15 protein-coding genes and 1 other RNA gene are annotated in these 19644 nt (G+C 34.5%); 6 read left to right on the top strand and 10 right to left on the bottom strand.

The window, feature by feature from the left end; genetic code table 11:
• Positions 1-5 precede the first annotated feature (5 nt).
• From EKL96_RS06845 to ffs, 4 genes are all read right to left on the bottom strand, one after another.
• Positions 6-4325, bottom strand: coding sequence for a CusA/CzcA family heavy metal efflux RND transporter (locus EKL96_RS06845; protein ID WP_126459953.1), 4320 nt, complete (start codon positions 4323-4325; stop codon positions 6-8).
• A 107-nt stretch (positions 4326-4432) separates the two neighbouring features.
• Positions 4433-4750 carry a DUF6660 family protein gene (locus EKL96_RS14625; protein ID WP_317125138.1) on the bottom strand — a complete coding sequence of 106 codons (318 nt, stop codon included), beginning with the start codon at positions 4748-4750 and terminating at the stop codon, positions 4433-4435.
• A 332-nt stretch (positions 4751-5082) separates the two neighbouring features.
• The gene (locus EKL96_RS06855; RefSeq protein ID WP_126459959.1) at positions 5083-5886 is read right to left on the bottom strand and encodes an SDR family oxidoreductase; all 804 of its coding nucleotides are present in this window, start codon (positions 5884-5886) and stop codon (positions 5083-5085) included.
• A gap of 111 nt (positions 5887-5997) precedes the next feature.
• Positions 5998-6095: signal recognition particle sRNA small type (gene ffs / locus EKL96_RS06860), an RNA gene on the bottom strand.
• 86 nt (positions 6096-6181) lie between these two features.
• Between ffs and EKL96_RS06865 the strand changes: the two genes are divergently transcribed.
• Both EKL96_RS06865 and hutI read left to right on the top strand, forming a co-directional pair.
• On the top strand, positions 6182-7258 hold the full coding sequence (locus EKL96_RS06865) for a glutaminyl-peptide cyclotransferase (RefSeq protein ID WP_126459962.1): 1077 nt from the start codon (positions 6182-6184) through the stop codon (positions 7256-7258).
• An 11-nt stretch (positions 7259-7269) separates the two neighbouring features.
• A complete protein-coding gene (gene hutI / locus EKL96_RS06870) occupies positions 7270-8508 on the top strand; it encodes an imidazolonepropionase (protein ID WP_126459965.1) in 1239 nt (412 codons plus the stop codon).
• 48 nt (positions 8509-8556) lie between these two features.
• Here the strand turns inward: hutI and EKL96_RS06875 are convergent, their stop codons facing one another.
• Positions 8557-9441: a hypothetical protein gene (locus tag EKL96_RS06875; protein WP_126453393.1), complete on the bottom strand. Its 885-nt coding sequence runs from the start codon at positions 9439-9441 to the stop codon at positions 8557-8559.
• 100 nt (positions 9442-9541) lie between these two features.
• Between EKL96_RS06875 and EKL96_RS06880 the strand changes: the two genes are divergently transcribed.
• Together EKL96_RS06880 and EKL96_RS06885 are read left to right on the top strand one after the other, a co-directional pair.
• Positions 9542-10579: a formimidoylglutamase gene (locus tag EKL96_RS06880; protein WP_126459968.1), complete on the top strand. Its 1038-nt coding sequence runs from the start codon at positions 9542-9544 to the stop codon at positions 10577-10579.
• Positions 10580-10690: 111 nt separating this feature from the next.
• A complete protein-coding gene (locus EKL96_RS06885; RefSeq protein WP_126459971.1) occupies positions 10691-11944 on the top strand; it encodes a DEAD/DEAH box helicase in 1254 nt (417 codons plus the stop codon).
• A gap of 537 nt (positions 11945-12481) precedes the next feature.
• Here the strand turns inward: EKL96_RS06885 and EKL96_RS06890 are convergent.
• The 3 genes from EKL96_RS06890 to aroC all read right to left on the bottom strand — a co-directional run bounded on the left by EKL96_RS06890 (position 12482) and on the right by aroC (position 16299).
• Positions 12482-13768 carry a dicarboxylate/amino acid:cation symporter gene (locus tag EKL96_RS06890; protein WP_126459974.1) on the bottom strand — a complete coding sequence of 429 codons (1287 nt, stop codon included), beginning with the start codon at positions 13766-13768 and terminating at the stop codon, positions 12482-12484.
• Positions 13769-13847: 79 nt separating this feature from the next.
• A complete protein-coding gene (locus EKL96_RS06895; RefSeq protein ID WP_197037191.1) occupies positions 13848-15128 on the bottom strand; it encodes a dicarboxylate/amino acid:cation symporter in 1281 nt (426 codons plus the stop codon).
• Between the two features lie 109 nt (positions 15129-15237).
• Positions 15238-16299, bottom strand: coding sequence for a chorismate synthase (aroC, locus tag EKL96_RS06900; RefSeq protein ID WP_126453382.1), 1062 nt, complete (start codon positions 16297-16299; stop codon positions 15238-15240).
• 183 nt (positions 16300-16482) lie between these two features.
• On the opposite strand from aroC, the gene EKL96_RS06905 reads away from it, so the two are divergent.
• On the top strand, positions 16483-17322 hold the full coding sequence (locus EKL96_RS06905) for a UDP-2,3-diacylglucosamine diphosphatase (protein WP_126459977.1): 840 nt from the start codon (positions 16483-16485) through the stop codon (positions 17320-17322).
• 103 nt (positions 17323-17425) lie between these two features.
• On the top strand, positions 17426-17935 hold the full coding sequence (locus EKL96_RS06910) for a hypothetical protein (RefSeq protein WP_126459978.1): 510 nt from the start codon (positions 17426-17428) through the stop codon (positions 17933-17935).
• Positions 17936-17981: 46 nt separating this feature from the next.
• Here the strand turns inward: EKL96_RS06910 and EKL96_RS06915 are convergent, their stop codons facing one another.
• Positions 17982-18413 (bottom strand): protease complex subunit PrcB family protein, encoded by a 432-nt coding sequence (locus EKL96_RS06915; protein WP_126459981.1) that lies wholly within the window; start codon positions 18411-18413, stop codon positions 17982-17984.
• Positions 18414-18459: 46 nt separating this feature from the next.
• Positions 18460-19593 (bottom strand): N-acetyl-alpha-D-glucosaminyl L-malate synthase BshA, encoded by a 1134-nt coding sequence (gene bshA, locus EKL96_RS06920; protein WP_126459984.1) that lies wholly within the window; start codon positions 19591-19593, stop codon positions 18460-18462.
• Between the last annotated feature and the right edge of the window lie 51 nt (positions 19594-19644).

Raw genomic sequence — 19644 nt, forward strand, 5'->3', positions numbered from 1 at the left:
AAATTTTATTTGTTAGAAATGGATGGGAATTGCAATTGAATAGCACTTTGATTGTAAGCATTTGTGGCTTCGGCATTTTGCTTTTTAATATCAATGGCTTGGTTTAAAAAACTGATGTAGGACCAATAACTCATATCACCATTAGCATAACTTTTTTGAACCGTTGTAATGATTTGTTCCGCATATTGCAATCCTTCATTTTGGTAATATACTAAAGCTTTATTTTGCTTATCGAAATCGTTTTTTAATTCTTGCATTTGCAATTTTAAAGTCAATTTATTTTTATCCAATTCCAATTGAGATTGTGCAATACTAATTTCCGATGCTTTTGCTCTAGCGGTATTGACCCCACTAAATAAAGGAATTTGCAATCCAGCAGTAAATCCTTGAAATAATGATTTTGTATCAATTGTTTGGGCAAAATAACCCAATCCTAACTTTGGTGTACGCAATGCTTTGAAGGTATTAGCTTCTTTTTGATACACCGAAATTTGTTGCGTGTAATAATCGGTTACTAACGTTTCCACTTTTGATTTGTTAGCATTCGTTAGCATTACAAACTTCATAGCTGTAGCAGTATCAGGTACAATATTCTCCTCGGTTTGAATGAAAAATTGCAATTGTTTTTGATAAATTGCCAAGTCATATTCGAGTTGTACTTTTTGCGTTTCAATTTCTTTAGATTTTGCTTTGGCACTAATGACTTCGATATTTCCGCTTTCGCCAGTTTCAAAACGAAGTTCCGCGTTTTTAAGGAATTTGGAATAAATTCCTAACAAATCCATATTTAGTTTTTGAATAGAAATGCCATACAAATACTGATAATACGCTATGGTAACTGCTTTTTCAATTTCATATTCAGATAGTGCTTTTCGCTTTTCGGCAAGTTTTACCAATTCTTCTTGCAATTGTCTGTTGGCTTTTGTAATTCTACCGATGGGAAAGTATTGTTGCACTGAAACATTGTGGTCGTAATCGACACTATTGAATTGCCCTCCTTGATACTGTAGTTGCAATGGATCTATCTGAAAAGCGGTCTTCTTGAGAACAATTTGTTTTTCAATTTCTTTAGTAGCAATTTTCAAATCAATGTTATTGGTTTTTGCTATTTCTATTGCTTTTTCTAACGAAATTGTTTGAATATTTTGCCCAAACGTAAAACTACTTATCAATAAAGCAATCATTGTAACTATTGGTGTTGTCATTTTTTTTCTTCTTCTAATTCCTTTTTCAAAGAGTAAATATAAAATGGGCAAAACGATTAGCGTTAATAATGTTGCCGAGAATAATCCACCAATAACAACTGTTGCTAATGGTTTTTGGACTTCGGCACCACCACTGGTTGATAATGCCATTGGCAAAAATCCTAATGATGCAACAGCAGCAGTCATTAAAACGGGGCGTAATCTTGTTTTTGTTCCTATTAGAACCCGTTGTAATGGGTTGGTTATTCCTTCGGCTTTGAGTTGATTGAAATAAGAAATCAATACAATCCCGTTTAAAACTGCGATACCAAACAAAGCAATAAAGCCAATTCCTGCTGAAATACTAAATGGCATGCCTCGCAACCACAAAGCAAATACGCCTCCAATGGCTGATAACGGAATAGCTGTAAAAATCAATGCTGCTTGTTTCATACTATTGAAGGTAAAAAATAACAATACTAAAATTAATCCCAGAGCAATAGGCAAAGCTACTGATAGTCTTTTTGTTGCTTCAATCAAGTTTTCAAATTGACCACCATAAGTAACATAATAACCTGCGGGAAGTTTAAAATCTTTATCCAGTTTTGCTTGAATTTCTTCTACTACACTTTTAATATCGCGACCGCGAACGTTCAAACCAACAGTAATTCTACGTTTTCCATTTTCACGAGAAACTTGCACTGGGCCTTGTTCGAAAGCCACATTTGCAACTTGTGAAAGTGGCACTTGTTGCCCGTTTGGTAATGGAATAAATAAATTGCTTACATCAGTAATGTCTGATCTATTGGCAGCATCCATTCGAACAACGACGTCAAATCGCTTACTGTCTTCGTAAATTTTACCAGCACTTTCACCAGCAAAAGAGGAACGAATAATTTGGTTTATTTCTGTTATATTTAAACCATACAAGGCAATTTTATTATAATCATATTTTATCGTTATTTGAGGTAGCCCCGTTACTTTATCGGCCTTTAAATCGCCAATGCCTTCTATGCTGTTTACTTTTGAAATTAATTCTGTTGCTTTTGAATCTAAAACATCTAAATCATCTCCAAAAATCTTGATAGCAATATCGCTTCTGCTTCCTGTCATTAATTCGTTGAAACGCATTTGGATAGGTTGCGAAATTTCGATATTAGCTCCTGGGATGGCTTCCATTTCTTCTTTCATAGCATTGGCTAAATCTTCCCAATTGTCATAATCACCAGTCCAATCGCTTTTGTCTTTAAGTACAATAATTAAATCGCCACTTTCAATAGGCATCGGATCAGTTGGGATTTCACCAGAACCAATTTTGGTTACTATAGTTTTTATTTCCGGAAATTTTGCTTTTAGGATTTTTTCGTATTCTGTAGTTGTTTTTACCATTTGCGAAAGCGAACTTCCAGTCATAATAGTAGCATTAATGGCTAAATCGCCTTCTTCGATGGTTGGAATAAATTCGCCTCCCATATTTTGAAAAACGATGATGGCAAAAACAAAAATTGTTATGGTAAAAGCCAATACCGCTTTCTTAAAGCGCAAAGCACTTTCTAAGAATGGAGTGTATATTTTTTCGAACCAAGCCATCATTCGATCACTAAAATTAGGCTTGTGTTCTGTGTTTTTTGATAAAAACAATGCACTCATCATAGGAACATAAGTCAATGACAAAATAAATGCTCCAATGACGGCAAATCCTACTGTCATTGCCATTGGTCGGAACATTTTTCCCTCGGTTCCTACTAATGCTAAAATGGGCAGGTATACAATTAAGATGATTATCTCCCCAAAAGCAGCACTATTTCTAATCTTGGATGCCGATTTAAAAACTTCGCTATCCATTTCTGATTGCGTTAACGTCTTTTGCCTATTGAGTTTTTGTAAATGATGCATCGTTGCTTCGACAATGATTACCGCACCGTCAACAATAATTCCAAAATCGATGGCACCCAAACTCATCAGGTTTCCGCTTACGCCAAAATAATTCATCAGTATCACTGCAAAAAGCATTGCTAACGGAATTACCGAAGCAACAATTAATCCGGCACGAAGATTTCCAAGAAATAAAATCAGTACAAAAATAACGATTAAGGCTCCTTCGAGTAAATTTTTAGAGACTGTTCCTATGGCACTATCGACTAATTTTCCTCTGTCGATAAAAGCTTCGGCGACAACCCCTTCAGGTAATGTTTTGTTGATTTGGATCATTTTTTCATTAATCCGATTCACAACAGCACTTGAGTTTTCACCTTTGAGCATTAAAGCTAGACCACAAACGATTTCGCCTTTTCCGTCTTTTGTAGCAGCACCGTATCGTAATGATATTCCCTCTCGGACTTCGGCTACATTTCGAACTAAAATTGGCGAACCATTTTTATTATCAACCACCACATTTTCCAAATCTTTAATTCCTTTTGCCATCCCAACACCACGAATAAAGTAAGCATATTGGTCTTTTTCTATGTAGGCTCCTCCGGTATTTTGATTATTTTTCTCTAAGGCATCAAATATATCGGTTATGGTTACTCCTAAACTATTGAGTTTATTTGGATCAACAGCAACTTCGTATTGTTTTAGTTTTCCTCCCCAAGTACTAATTTCTGCAACACCCTCAATTCCTTGTAATTGTGGTATAATAATCCAGTCCTGAATGGTTCTTAATTGGACGGCATCATATTTATCTTCATATCCTTTTTTGGCATAGACATCGTATTGATATATTTCGCCAAGACCAGTTGTTACAGGAGCTAAACTTGGTGTTCCCGCATAAGCAGGAATATTTTCTTTGGCTTCTTGGAGGCGTTGAAAAATTTGTTCTCTTGCCCAATAAATATCTACATCGTCTTTAAAAACAACTGTAACTACCGAAAGTCCAAAACGAGAAATACTACGAAGCTCGATTACTTTTGGGATTGTTTTTACGGATTGTTCTAAAGGATAGGTAATTAATTGTTCTACTTCCTGACTGGCTAATGTAGGAGCGGTAGTAATGATTTGGACCTGATTATTAGTTACATCAGGTAAGGCATCTAGTGGTAAATTTTTAAGGGAATAACTACCCCAAGCTATGAGTACAAGGGTAAGTAAAAGTATAATGAACTTGTTCTTTATACTAAATTGTATGATTTTATCTAACATTTTTATATTATAATGAATGAGAAATGCGGACAATAAATTGTCCTTTGAATACTGTGGAAAACCCACAACTCTCTATCCCAAATCCCGAAGTGTCGGGACGGGCTTCATTATACTATTTGCGGCGGTTGCCAAATACTTCCAAAGAAATTGGAAGTTAAAATAGATTTGTAGGTTGGTAATGGTAATTTAATAATCGCTGAAACTGTAGGTAAATTAAAAGTGGTGGTTGGAAAATAACTTGATATCTGTGCTCCACAACAATTACAAATGCAAAAAGGAGAACATGAATCTTTTTCTTTATTGTGAGAATGGCTTTGGTTAAAGGAGGAAAGTTCCTTTGTTGTATATGCAAGATTATTTACTTCCAAATCAGCACAAGGCAAAAATGAAAGTGCTATTAGATATATTGATAGTATGAGGTTCATCCATTTCACGCCTGTAAAAGTAGTAATAAAATTAATATGATTTAATGATTAATTAGTTTTAATGGTGCATTTCAACTTAATCTGAAACATTTATTCAACTTTGCTAAAAAGTAATTTTTTATAAATTAAAAATGCTTCTTTCATTTATAAGATTATTGTCTGGCTATTTTTATAACTTTCGCATCATGCAAACCACTTTTACAGATATAAATATTGATGATGAAGTTTAGACAGAGCTATAATTAAAAAACCCCAATAAAACCAATACTTTGTTAAGCATTAATTTTATTGGGGTTTAGTGTTATTTTAGATTTTTAAGTAGGAAATTGAACTTACAAATTATAATGGCTCATCAGCATTTTTTCATATACTTTATCTGGTAAAATTCTTTTCAAAACAATTGAAATTTTTTGCATAAAAACGCCCACTTTATAATGAATTTTAGGTTCTGGAGTTTGGATAATCTGATAGACCGCTTCGGCCATTTCATTTGGATTACTGCCGCTGTCCACATGTTCATCCATCGTTTTCAAGGTGTTTCCGTACGGAGTTTCGTAAGCGGAACCCTTTAGCACCGGAGCATGAAAACGTCCCGAAGCAATATTTGTCGCAAAATCTCCCGGTGCCACATTCGTAATATGAATACCAAAGGATTTCACTTCCATTCGCAACGCTTCAGTGATGAGTTCAAGGGCACCCTTTGAAGCAGAATAAACACTTCGATACGGCAAACCCATATATCCCGCAATAGAAGTCACGTTGATGATTAATCCTGATTGTTGTGTACGCATTTGTGGCAACACTGCTTTCATTACCTCAATTGGGCCAAAAAGATTAGTCTCAAAATTATTCTTAATTTCATGCATCGGAATTTCTTCCAATGGTCCCGTAATCCCAACACCAGCATTGTTAATGACAACATCAAGCCTTCCGGAGGTCGCAATCACTTTGGCTACAGCCGCATGAATCGAATCCGAATCCCGAACATCTAAAGCAATTAGAGGAAAAACCGAATTTAAAATTCGTTCCGGATTTCTGCTAGTTCCGTACACAACAAAACCTTTATGGTGTAAAAATTCGCCAATAGATTTCCCTATTCCTGAAGAACCGCCTGTTATTAAAACTACTTTATTCATGATTATTGATGTTTATTGTACGAAAGGTCCAAAAATAAAAAAATCCTCCCGAAGGAAGACTACTTATTTGTGTGAATTTAGAAAAGAATCTGAAATAAATTCAGATTAAAAAAATGGCAAGCGACCTACATCGCACCGCTCAACCACGTACCCTTGCTATGTTCCCATCCTGGGGGAGTCTGCAGGAGCTGGTCGTGTAGGACTTGCCGGTGCAAATATACAATCTTTTTATATTTTTACAAGAGCTTTAATCATTAAAAAATAACGTTATATTGGGGTATCAAAAATTCAAACAATGAAAAATTATAACTTCCTATCTATCATTTTATTAGCAATCACTTTAGCAAGTTGCAACGAGGAAAAAAAAGGCGAAAACACTTTATTTACCTTTGATAATTCTAAATTTTCAGCATTATATACCCCACAAGAAGTCCTTTCTTTAGCGGTTTTGAATCCCAATTCAAAAAAAGTAGATAGCATTATTTACTACGTCAATGATAAAAAAATTGCTTCTAAGAAAGGTCTTGATAAACTATCATTGGAATTAAAAGATCAAAAATTAGGAAACCAAGACCTGAAAGCTCTTGTTTATTATGAAGGACAAACCGCTGAGGCTACTGGAAGAGTAGAATTAGTTTCGGGCATTCAACCAAAACTATTAAAATATACCATTGTAAATACCTATCCGCACGACATTCAAGCCTACACGCAAGGATTAGAGTTTTACCGTGACACGCTGTATGAAGGAACTGGAAACGGTTCTGGAAACAGTTCTGGAATAAAAGGAATTTCGAGTTTAAGAAAAACAAACTATAAAACTGGAGAAGTATATAAAAAAGTAGAACTGGCTGACAATTATTTTGGGGAAGGAATTACGATTCTCAACAACAAAGTATACCAACTGACCTGGCAAAACAATGAAGGATATGTGTATAATGCTGATACTTTCAAAAAAGAAAAAACGTTCCCCTATTTCAAATCAATTGAAGGTTGGGGATTGACAAATGACGGAACTTATTTATACCAATCAGACGGAACCGAAAAAATTTGGATCATTGATCCAATCACATTCAAAGAAGTAGATTACTTGAACGTATATTCCTTTGAAACAAAAATAAAAGCAATCAATGAACTCGAATGGATTGATGGTAAAATTTATGGAAATGTGTACCAGAAAGATGCCATTGCAGTCATCAATCCTAAAAATGGAGCCGTTGAAGCAATTATCAATCTTGCTGATTTGAAGAAAAAAATTACCCAATTACCTGATACAGATGTCCTAAACGGAATTGCCTACAACCCAAAAACCAAAACCATTTTTGTGACCGGAAAAAACTGGGATAAAATGTTTGAAATCAAAGTTTCTGAATAATTTTATATAAAATGACAACGCTACTTATCAATATCAAAGAATTACTCCAGATTAGGGAAACTGCTATTGCTAAAGTTTCCGGTGCTGAAATGGCAATTCTTCCCACCATCAAAAATGCCTTTTTGGTCATTAGAGACAACCTGATTGCTGATTTTGGATCAATGGTTAATTTGCCGGAATTACATGCTGACAAAATAATTGATGCCACTGGCAAAATAGTTTTACCTTCATGGTGTGACAGTCACACGCACATTGTGTATGCGGGAAATAGAGAACAGGAATTTGTAGATCGGATTAATGGCTTGACGTATGAAGAAATCGCCAATTGTGGTGGTGGAATTTTAAATTCAGCTACAAAACTCAACGAAACTCCCGAAGATGAAATTTATAACCAATCAAAGGTGCGTCTGGAGGAAGTCATGCAACTGGGAACCGGAGCTGTAGAAATCAAATCAGGATATGGCTTGACGCTGGATGGAGAATTGAAAATGCTTCGAGTGGTTCAGCGGCTATCAAAAAATTATCCCATTACTATAAAAGCAACTTTTCTGGGTGCTCACGCTTTTCCATTGGAATATGCAACAAACCATCAAGGTTATATCGATTTAATTATCAACAATATGCTTCCTGAAATTGCCAAAAACAAACTGGCAGATTTCATCGATGTGTTTTGTGAAGCGGGTTATTTTACTGTTGAAGAAACCCGAAAAATTATGGAAGCCGGAATTAAATTTGGCTTAAAGCCAAAAATTCACGTTAATCAGTTCAACTCAATTGGCGGAATTCAAGCAGGAATTGAATACAACGCGTTATCAGTAGATCATTTAGAGGTTATGAAACCGGAAGATATCAAAGCGTTGAAAAATACCGACACAATGCCTGTTGCATTGCCTTCTTGCTCATATTTTTTAAGCATTCCCTACACTCCCGCACGAGCAATGATAGCAGCAGGACTTCCTATTGCCCTTGCAACGGATTACAATCCGGGCTCTACTCCTTCAGGAAATATGAATTTTGTTGTAGCAACGGCATGCATCAAAATGAAAATGACTCCCGAAGAAGCCATCAATGCTGCCACAATAAATGGAGCTTACGCCATGGGAATTTCTGAAACTCATGGAAGCATTACTATTGGCAAAAAAGCAAATCTAATTATTACAAAACCCATTACATCCTATTACCAGCTTCCATACGCTTTTGGCAGTACTCTAATTGAAACAGTACTGATTGAAGGTGAAATTATTTCATAAAAAAAGAGGAACAGCACGTTCCTCTTTCCTAATTATTTCAATTTTTGATTATCTCAACACAAAACTTGTTTTTGAAACTAAAACATCTTTATTAAAAATATTGATAAAATACGTTCCTTTAGCAAAATCTTTCCCTTTTAAATCCTCAGAAACTAGAATGGTTTTGTTTTCATATTTCACATTAGTTGCAAAACTGTATGTTAACGTATTTTCACCAAAATTTTCCGTTTTCTTGTCTCCTAATACATTATTTTTGCTGTCAATTACTTGTACGTAATACATTTTGTCACCGGACATAGCAATTTGATTTTCAGCAATCGTAAAATTAACTCTTAAAACATCGGCTCTACTTGCTTTGTCTGTTTCAATTTGTTTTCCAGAACTTCTTAATTTAAAAGCTGTTCCTCTAGTATTTAAAACCGTTAATTTAGATCCTTTTTCAACCGCTTTAGATAATTCTTCGTTTTGTCCAACTAATACTTCGTTGTATTTTTTAGATTCTCCCAAGACCACTACAGTACTGTCTCGTTGTGTAGTTAAGGTTGTGTTTTCTTTTTTCAACCCTTCATTTTCAGCCATTAAAACTTTCATATTTCCCTGCAAAGCATTGAATTGAGTTCTGTATTTAGATAATGAAGCTACATCCCCTTTGGACTTACTCAAATCATTCATCAAGTTTACTACTTTATCTCTTTCTTGAATTAACTCATCAGACATGGATGTGTTTTCAGCAATTGCGGCATCATACGTTGATTTTAATTCCTGCAAATCTTTCATAACCGATTCTTTTTCGGTCAATGTAGTTTTCAATTCTGTTTTAACGGTATCTGCGTCGGAAGTCATTTTAAAAATGTAAACCAAACTCCCCACTAATAAAATAGCCAACACTGCTATAACCGCCTTAAGACTTGAACTGCTTTTTTGATTTTCCATCTTTTAATTAATTTAATTTTTACAAATTTAACAATATATAACTAATGAATAACGCAAGTTGATACATTTATATTATTTTTGGGAAAAAATATTTTTTTTAATGGAAAAAATTATACGCTTTACAATTCATGATCTTGCAAAAATTACGAACCACAGAAGTGGCGAGATAAAGTTTGGAGAAAAAATGATAACCATCCCAAAAGATGTTGATTCAATTGATTTTCTAACAACCTGTGAGGCTAAATATGTATTATTTGGTATTCCCGAAGACATTGGAATAAGAGCTAATTTTGGCCGACCCGGGGCGGCTTCAGCTTGGGACAGTGCCATAAAAAGTATCGCTAATATTCAGCACAATCGTTTTTGTAAAGGAAGTCAGTTAATTGTTTTAGGGCAATTAGACGTAAGTGAGAAAATGCAGGAAGTAGAACACCTTGATTTTAATGATATTGATGATCGTTTTAAGTTAAGCCAATTAGTTGAAAAAATAGACAAAGATGTCTCTCATATCATTTTTAACATTATAAAATCAGGTAAAACTCCAATAATCATTGGTGGCGGACACAATAATTCATACGGAAATATAAAAGGAACTGCACTCGCCAAAGGCAAACCTATTAATGCAATCAATTTTGATGCGCATTCTGATTTTAGGATTATAGAAGGACGTCACAGTGGCAATGGTTTTTCGTATGCTTATGAAGAAGGTTTTTTGAAAAAATATTTTATTTTTGGACTACATGAAAACTACACTTCAAAAAGTGTGTTGGATATCATTAAGAAAATAGAGGATCGAGTTCGTTTTAACACCTATGATAGTGTAAGTATTAGAAGAGAAAAAAACTTTGATCAGGAAATGGCGCTCGCTTCGGAATTTATAAATGATGATTTTTTTGGAATAGAGATCGACTTGGATGCGATTCCTAATATTGCCTGCAGTGCCATGACTATGAGTGGATACTCTGTGGAGCAACTTAGGCAATTTATATACTATTTTGCCAAAAATAAAAATGCTGCCTATTTACACATTTGTGAAGGCGCACCGGATTTAGGCGAAGAAAAAAACAATCATTTAATAGGTAAACTGATAGGCTATCTGGTGACTGATTTTATTAAATCGAACCAGCAGATTGTCTAACTGGTTAAATGATAAATTGCTTAAACGAATACCTATTAACCTAATCGATAAATAACACTACCTTTGCAGCACTATCTATGTACTTAATACATGATATTTAATATTTAAAATATGTTATTCGAAGATTTACCACTTTCAAAAAGTATACAAAAAGCCGTATTTGAACAAGGCTATTTAGAAGCAACTCCAATACAAGAACAAGCCATTCCAATCGTATTATCAGGTAGGGATATGATTGGTTGTGCCCAAACCGGTACCGGAAAAACGGCCGCATTTGCCATTCCTATTATTCATCAATTGCATAGAATAGTAGGGTCCTCTAAAAAAGCAAGTCCAATCCGTGCTTTAGTCATCACCCCAACCCGAGAATTGGCCGTTCAAATTGGACAAAATTTTGACCAATATGGAAAATATACAAACTTAGTGCAACTTACTATTTTTGGCGGCGTTTCTCAAGTGCCACAGGTAGAAATGCTAAAAAAAGGAATTGATATCCTGATTGCTACTCCAGGACGTTTGCTAGACTTAGTCAAACAAGGTTTCATCGATTTAGACCATTTGCATACTTTAGTCCTTGACGAAGCGGACCAGATGCTGGATATGGGATTTGTAAATGATGTCAAAAAAATTGTAAAACTGACCCCTAATAACAGACAAACCTTATTTTTATCGGCTACAATGCCAATGGCCATAAGAGAATTAGCCGAAATGTTTCTGAAAGATCCTGCAACAGTTACCGTATCTCCTGTTTCTTCTACAGCTGAAAACGTAGAACAACGCGTATATTTTGTTGAAAAAGCAGAAAAAAGAAATTTGCTGTATCATTTAATTAAAAACGAAAAACTGTCTAATGTTTTGGTTTTTTCAAGAACAAAACACGGAGCTGACAACGTTGTAAAAGCATTGCGCAAACACGATATTGCTGCCGAAGCGATTCATGGTGACAAGTCTCAAAATGCCAGACAACGCGTTTTAGAAGGATTCAAGAATAAAGAAGTGAATGTTTTAGTGGCTACTGATATTGCAGCCAGAGGAATTGATATTGATCAATTACCATTTGTCATTAATTTTGATTTACCCAATATTCCCGAAACGTATGTACACAGAATTGGCAGAACCGGTCGTGCCGGAAATGAAGGTGTTGCAATTTCTTTTTGTAGCAAAGATGAGCACCAATATTGGAAAGACATTCAGAAATTAATAAAAGTAGATGTAAAAACCGTAAGTGATCACCCATACGGTTGGCATTCAGGAAGTCCTGAAACCGCTCCCGCGGGAACTCAAAAGAACTCAAACCGCAGTGGTGGAGCTCATAAATCAAGAAAATCAGAGGTTTCCAAACAAAATAAAAAACGCTGGTATTAAATTCGTTATACTGACTTACATCTGTAATAAATCACTTTTTAACTGTCGTTAAAAAGTGATTTATCGTTAACATGTTGTTTTTAAGCGTTTTAATTAAATATTATTTGAATTAAATGACCTTAATCTTCTTGAATTTCAATACTATCTATTTTTGTCATGTACTAAAGAAATTACTATAGAAAATTTATTCTTTTGAGTAATGGCTTTGTACAAGGCAATTTTCGAAATTTTCAAGGATTTTTCGAAATCAGCATTCTTCAGGTATTGTGACGCATGATCCGTTAATTTTACGATCTCATTGTTTCATGCCGTTTACGTTTGTGCAAGTACGTCATCACTGAAAAAGTTAAATACAAACACTATTAATAACACAATACACACCTGATTCATAAGTGATTAAGTTTAATCAAATATGAATTTATGCACCAATAAATAATAATTTATTTTAATCAATTAAGTGTCAAAAGTGAACTATTTTGAAGTCTCATGAATTTCAAATATATTAAATCCACTTCATGGTGTACAAAGAACTATTAGTTAAAAATTAATTTCTTTTGGTTTATTTAATTTCCCTACAGATTTGGCGACAATAGTTGCAATAGTTGCATCACTTGTTACATTGACTACAGTTCTGCACATATCCAAAGGTCTGTCAATAGCAAAAATAAGCGCTAGCCCAGCTTCTGGAATTCCAGCTTGACCAAGAACAATAACAAGCATCACCATTCCGGCACTAGGAACCGCTGCTGATCCTATAGAAGCCAGTGTTGCAGTAACAACTATCATCAATTGTGTACTGAGGTCTAAAGCTTCCGGAAGCATTGCTTGAGCTATAAATATCGCAGCTACTGCTTGATACAAGCTAGTTCCATCCATGTTTACTGTTGCTCCCAGAGGCAAAACAAAACTGGAAACCTCTTCATCAACTCCTAAACGCTCGGTAACACATTCCATGGTAACGGGCAGTGCAGCTGCACTTGAACTTGTTGAAAAAGCCAATAATTGGGCGGGCGCAATGGCGTTAAAAAACTGTATTGGATTTACTTTTGCAAAAATCATTAATAAGCTTGGATAAAACACAAACATCATCAAAAACAAGCCAAGCAAAACCGTTAATCCATAGATTCCCAGCGCTCCTAATGTTGAAAAATCTGGAATTTCGACCATCAGTGCGGCCATCAGTGCGAAAACACCAACTGGTGAAAAAAGCATGATAATGTCAATAATTTTCAGAATTACATCATTCAATCCCTTAAAGAAATCAACGACAGGTTTTGATTTTTTTTCTTCAATTAAAATGAGACCGATCCCAATTAAAATAACAAAAAAAATGACTTGCAACATACTTCCATTATCACTTAAAGCTTTAAAAAAATTATCTGGTACAATATCTATCAAAGGTTGCAGTGGCCCACTATTTTTAGCTTTTACCGCCAATTCAATTTTTTGAGAAGCATCAACCGAAAAATTTTCAAGTAAGCTTATTCTGGATTCTTCGTTAATGTAAGTTCCGGGCTTAATTAAATTGGCTAACAACAAACCAATAATGACTGCTATTACTGTGGAACATAAGTAAAAAAAGACTGTCCTTCCCCCTAATTTAGAAAGTTTAGAAATATCTTTTAAATCTGCTAATCCAACAATCAATGAAACCACAATTAAGGGAACAGCAATCATTTTGAGTAAGTTTATAAAAATAGTTCCAAAAGGTTTTATCCAGTCAATTACGATTCCTTTTTGTTCTAAGTTTTTCATTACTAATCCAAAAAGGAGTCCTAGAATCATTCCTAAAAGAATTTTCCAATGTAAAGCAAGTTTTTTCATAATTTTAAATTCATTTGAATCAGACAAACTGATATTTTACAAAAAAAAACTCCTCATTATTTGAGGAGTTTTTTATTATTTAGTCTAATGAAACCGGTTCGGAATCCTCGTCTTTTTCCCAGCTTCCAACTACCGAAGTTGCTAAAGCATTTCCTAACACATTGGTTGCGCTACGAAACATATCACAAAAATGGTCAATAGGTAAAATTAAAGCAATTCCTTCGATTGGAATGTCAAACATACCACAAGTTGCAGCAACAACCACTAAACTCGCTCTTGGTACTCCTGCAATTCCTTTACTGGTAAGCATCAAAACTAAAAGCATGGTCATTTGCGTACCCAAATCCAAATCAATTCCGTAGGCTTGCGCAATAAAAATACTGGCAAAAGTCATGTACATCATACTTCCATCCAAGTTAAAAGAATACCCGAGCGGCAACATGAAAGAAACAATTCTGTCCTTGACTCCAAAACGTTCTAATTCTTCGGTCAATTTTGGAAAAACAGCTTCACTGCTGGTTGTTCCAAAAGCAATAATCAATGGACTTACAATTCTTTTTAGCAAAACGGTCATTCTGCTTTTTAGAAATACATACCCCACAACAATCAACACGACCCAAAGTGAGGAAATTCCAATTAAGAAAGAACCAAAGAACTTGAAATAGGTAATTGCCAATTCCTGAAAATCTCTAACCGCAAATACTCCTGCTATAGCACCAAATACTCCTATTGGGGCAAACTTCATAACGTAGTTTACCATTTTCAGAACAATATGAGATATTTTATCCAAAGCATTTGTCACTGGCTTCACATAATCACCTAATGCAGCCGCTGCCAGACCAAAGAAAATCGAAAATATTACAATTTGTAAAATTTCATTAGTAGCCATTGCTTCAAAAATACTTTTAGGTACTATATGCTCAATAAAGTTTTCAAAAGATATGTTTTGTGTTTTCGCTGTGACTTCTGAAACTGATCCCATATCAACATTTGATAAATTAAGGCCAACTCCCGGTTCTAGTATGTTTACAAAAAACATCCCCAATAACAAAGAGATAAATGAAGCTGTAAAAAACCATCCCATCGCTTTTCCTCCAATTCTCCCCACCGCTTTGATATCCCCAAGTTTCGCAATTCCTACCACCAACGTCGTAAATACCAATGGCGAAATAATCATTTGAACCAGTCGAATAAAAATAGTAGCCAGAATTTTAATTTTGTTACTAAAATTTTGAGCTGCTTCCGGTGAAATAGAATTATGAATGATAATGCCTAAAATAGCACCCAAAACCATAGCTATTAATATTTGCCCTGTTAATCCTGAAAAAAAGGACGGCTTTTTAGTTGTATTCATATTCATTAAATTGGTTATTAGATTGTAGGATCAACCTTGATTATAAAAAATAATTTTTTGCTCGCAGTCAGGTAAAAAATGGTATTGTAAAAAACATAAAAAGTATCAACAATTACTACTGATATGTTTTATTTATCAAATAAAAATCAGCTAATACAATGGCTGCCATTGCCTCAACAATAGGCACAGCACGCGGTACTACACAAGGATCATGACGCCCTTTTCCAGTCATTTCTGTAATATTGCCTTTATTGTCCAGTGATTCTTGTTTTTGCATAATGGTGGCCACAGGTTTGAAAGCCACGCGAAAATAAATATCCATTCCGTTACTGATTCCTCCTTGAATTCCACCTGAAAGATTGGTTTTTGTCGTTCCGTCAGCATTGTATAAATCATTATGCGCACTTCCTTTCATCTTAGCGCCTTCAAAACCACTTCCAAATTCAAATCCTTTTACGGCATTAATAGAAAGCATTGCTTTGCCAAGTTCTGCGTGAAGCTTATCAAAAACGGGCTCTCCTAAACCAATAGGTACATTTTGAATCACACAGGTTACGGTTCCGCCCACAGTATCCCCTTGTTTTCGGATATCACGAATATATTCTTCCATGATTACCGCTGCCTGTTCATCTGGGCAACGAACCGGATTATTTTCGGTTTTCGAAAAATCTAAATCTTGGTAGGGTTTGTCTAAAAAAATAGGTCCTACAGAAGAAACATACGCATTAATTTTTATGTCTGGCAACATTTGTTTTGCTACAGCTCCCGCCACAACTCTACTGGCAGTTTCCCGCGCAGAACTGCGTCCACCGCCACGATAATCCCTAACCCCATATTTTTTTTCATACACATAATCCGCATGACTGGGTCTGTAATTGTCTTTTATATGAGAATAATCATCTGATTTTTGATTGGTATTAGGAATAATAAAACCTATGGGTGTACCGGTGGTTTTACCTTCAAAGATTCCGGAAAGAAATTGAACGTCATCCGGTTCTTTGCGTTGAGTAACTATTGCTGATTGGCCTGGCTTTCTGCGGGACATTTCAAATTGAATTGCTTCTAAATCTATTGTTATTCCGGGAGGACAACCGTCTATTATCCCTCCTAAAGCGTCACCGTGAGATTCTCCAAAAGTTGTTATTCTAAATAGTGTTCCGTAGCTATTTCCTGCCATACTGATTAGTTTTGAACAAAAGTAGTATTTTAGTTTAAAGTTCAAAATTTTAACCACTAAACTTTTGAATAGCAATACCTATTTATTGACTTTAAATTAATATTGAAAACTATTTATTAACCTTTAATCGCATTTCAATTCAGTAGAATTCCATTAATTTGATAAAATTCAAATTCAAATACCTTGAAAAAAAGAAAAGTCGAGTTAGTGGTGATTTCTGATGTACATCTGGGGACTTATGGAAGTCATGCTAAAGAACTTTATAATTATTTATCTGCAATTAAACCTAAAATTTTAGTCTTAAATGGAGATATTATTGATGTATGGCAATTTAGAAAATCCTATTTTCCCAAAGCGCATTTAAAGGTTATCCAAAAAATCATCAGTTTTGCTTCAAAGGGAACAAAAGTCTATTATATTACTGGAAATCATGATGAAATGCTCCGAAAGTTTAGCGATATGAGTATGGGTAATTTTGCATTGGTGGACAAGTTAGTCTTGGATCTTGATGACAAAAAAGCCTGGATATTTCACGGTGATGTCTTTGATGCTTCCGTACAACACTCAAAATGGATTGCAAAATTAGGCGGTTTAGGATATGATTATCTGATACTTTTGAACCGATTTGTAAATTGGTGCTTATCAAAAATAGGGAAAGAACCCTACTCTTTTTCTAAACAAATAAAGGCTGGTGTAAAAAAGGCAGTAAAGCACATTTCGGATTTTGAAAAAACAGCCACGGAACTCGCCATCGAAAACAACTACGATTATGTAATTTGCGGTCATATTCACGAGCCAAAAATAATCAAAAAAGAGAATAAAAACGGAGCTACTTTGTATTTGAATTCCGGGGATTGGGTGGAGAATTTAACCGCATTGGAATACAATAAAAAACGTTGGAAATTATTTCACTACTCAGAAACTAATTATGCTGAAGATGAAAATCTTTTTGAGATGGAGGATTTAATCAGTACTCAGTATGTTACACCTGCTATTTTCTTTAAAAAAACTATTTTAGATTAATGGTGGTTTTATATCAAAAGTGTGAATTATGAAACATTTACAATTAATTTTGTAAATTTAATCTCAAAGTTAGTAATATCTTTGTATTTATAAAAATTTACTTATGAAAAAAATTATTTTATCGGTTATAATGCTAATTGGATTAGCATTCACCTCACAAGCACAAGAGATTTCAAAAAATGCACTAGGCCTTCGTTTTGGTGACAGTGGTGGTTTTGGTACTGAGATCACCTATCAAAGAGGTTTAGGCGATAACAATCGTTTAGAATTAGACTTAGGTTGGAGAAACAGAAATAATTATAACAATGATAATTATGATGACAATGCCATCAAATTAACTGGTTTGTATCAGTGGGTATGGAACATTGATGGTGGATTCAACTGGTATGCAGGTATTGGTGGTGGTGTAGGAAACTACAATAGAGATTATTATGATAATAGAAATTATAATAATGGAACTTTCGCATTTGTTGCCGGAGATATAGGTATCGAATATAATTTTGATATTCCATTGTTAATCTCTTTAGATTTCAGACCAGAGTTTGGTGGTAGCGACTATTACAGAAACAATTACGGTTCTGATGTAGCTTTAGCTCTTAAATACCAATTCTAATATTTAAAAAGAATAAAAAAAATGCCACTAGAAATAGTGGCATTTTTTATTTTATAAGAATCTCTTTCTTGGAATTTATTTTCACAACACAAAAAGGAGTCGTAAAAGCTCGTGTCACCATACTACCCGACTCAGGATTTGTTTCTTGAACTGTTATAATTATATTTTTATCCGTTTCAATTACCTTATCAATTCCTATGGCATATCCGCCAGTGGTTTTCTCTCCCATATTCAAAACAACAAAATTAGCATTCAGAATATCATTAGCATTAATCTTATTTTTTAAGTTTGCATCATTCTGCAGCATTCTAATTTCGCTTGGTTCAGAAAGAATCTCAAAAAAACGGATACTAGCTCCACCATTAGTTTGCTGAGTCAAAACTTCATATAGCGCTGTAGTGGCATCTGTACTTTTTAAAGAAACGCTACCGCAGGAAACGACAGTTATAGCAAAGAACGACAGCATTACTTTTTTCATTTTTATGTTTTTACATTTAATAATTTCAAAAATAATTCCTGTGTGTCTATAAGTATTTATTAATGGCTTTTTGATATAACTCTTCGTAAAGGGGCAAAATATTTTTTATGTCAAATTGTTTGGCAACAGCTAATGCGTTTTCTTTAAATTTAGCAAGCGTCAAATCATCTTTTAGAATTTTCAATGCGTTTTGAGCCATTTCCTCTGTATTTCCTACATCACTTAAATAGCCGGAAATGCCTTCAAAATTAACTTCGGGTAAACCGCCTGAATTACTAGAGATAACAGGAACTTTACACGCCATAGCTTCAAGGGCTGCCAAACCAAAACTTTCTGTTTCAGATGGGAGTAAAAACAAGTCAGTTAAGCACAAAATCTTATCAATTTCGTTGCTGTTACCAAAAAAGATTACCTTGTCTAGTATACCCAATTCCTGACATAAATATTCTGCTTTTTCTTTTTCAGGGCCATCACCAACCATCATCAATTTAGCCGGAATCTCTTTTTGAATATTATAGAAAATTTTAATGACATCCGGAATTCGTTTTACTTTTCTAAAATTACTGATGTGCGTTATAATTCGTTCATTTTCCTTGGCCATGACTGAACGTTGACAAGGAATGTTCAGGTTATTTGTATTTTTATTCAATTCAATAAAATTAGGAATAACCTCAATTTCATTTTTTATATTGAATAATTTAAGCGTATCGTCTTTTAAACTTTGGGATACTGAGGTAACAAAATCTGATTTATTGATACTAAAAGTGACTGCTGGCTTATAAAACGGGTGATTCCCTACCAAGGTGATGTCTGTTCCGTGTAATGTTGTCACCATTGGAATATCAATGCCTTCGTCTTTCAGCATTTGTTTTGCCATATAGCCCGCATAGGCATGAGGAATAGCATAATGTACATGAAGCAATTCTATTTTATATAATTTTACCATATCGACTAATTTGCTCGATAAGGCCAATTCATACGGTTGGTAATGAAACAATGGATATTCAGGCACATTTACTTCGTGGTAATGCACATTTGGACTTAAAAGTGCCAAACGTACGGGCTGACTGTAAGTTATGAAATGTATTTCATGCCCACGACGAGCCAATTCCAGTCCTAATTCTGTAGCGACAACACCACTACCTCCAAAGGTAGGATAACAAACTATTGCAATTTTCATGTATTTAATTTAATGAAACGAAATTAAGAAAAATAGGAATGTGTTTTATGG

The sequence above is a fragment of the Flavobacterium sp. LS1R10 genome, assembly GCF_003968825.1.
Taxonomy (GTDB): Bacteria; Bacteroidota; Bacteroidia; order Flavobacteriales; family Flavobacteriaceae; genus Flavobacterium.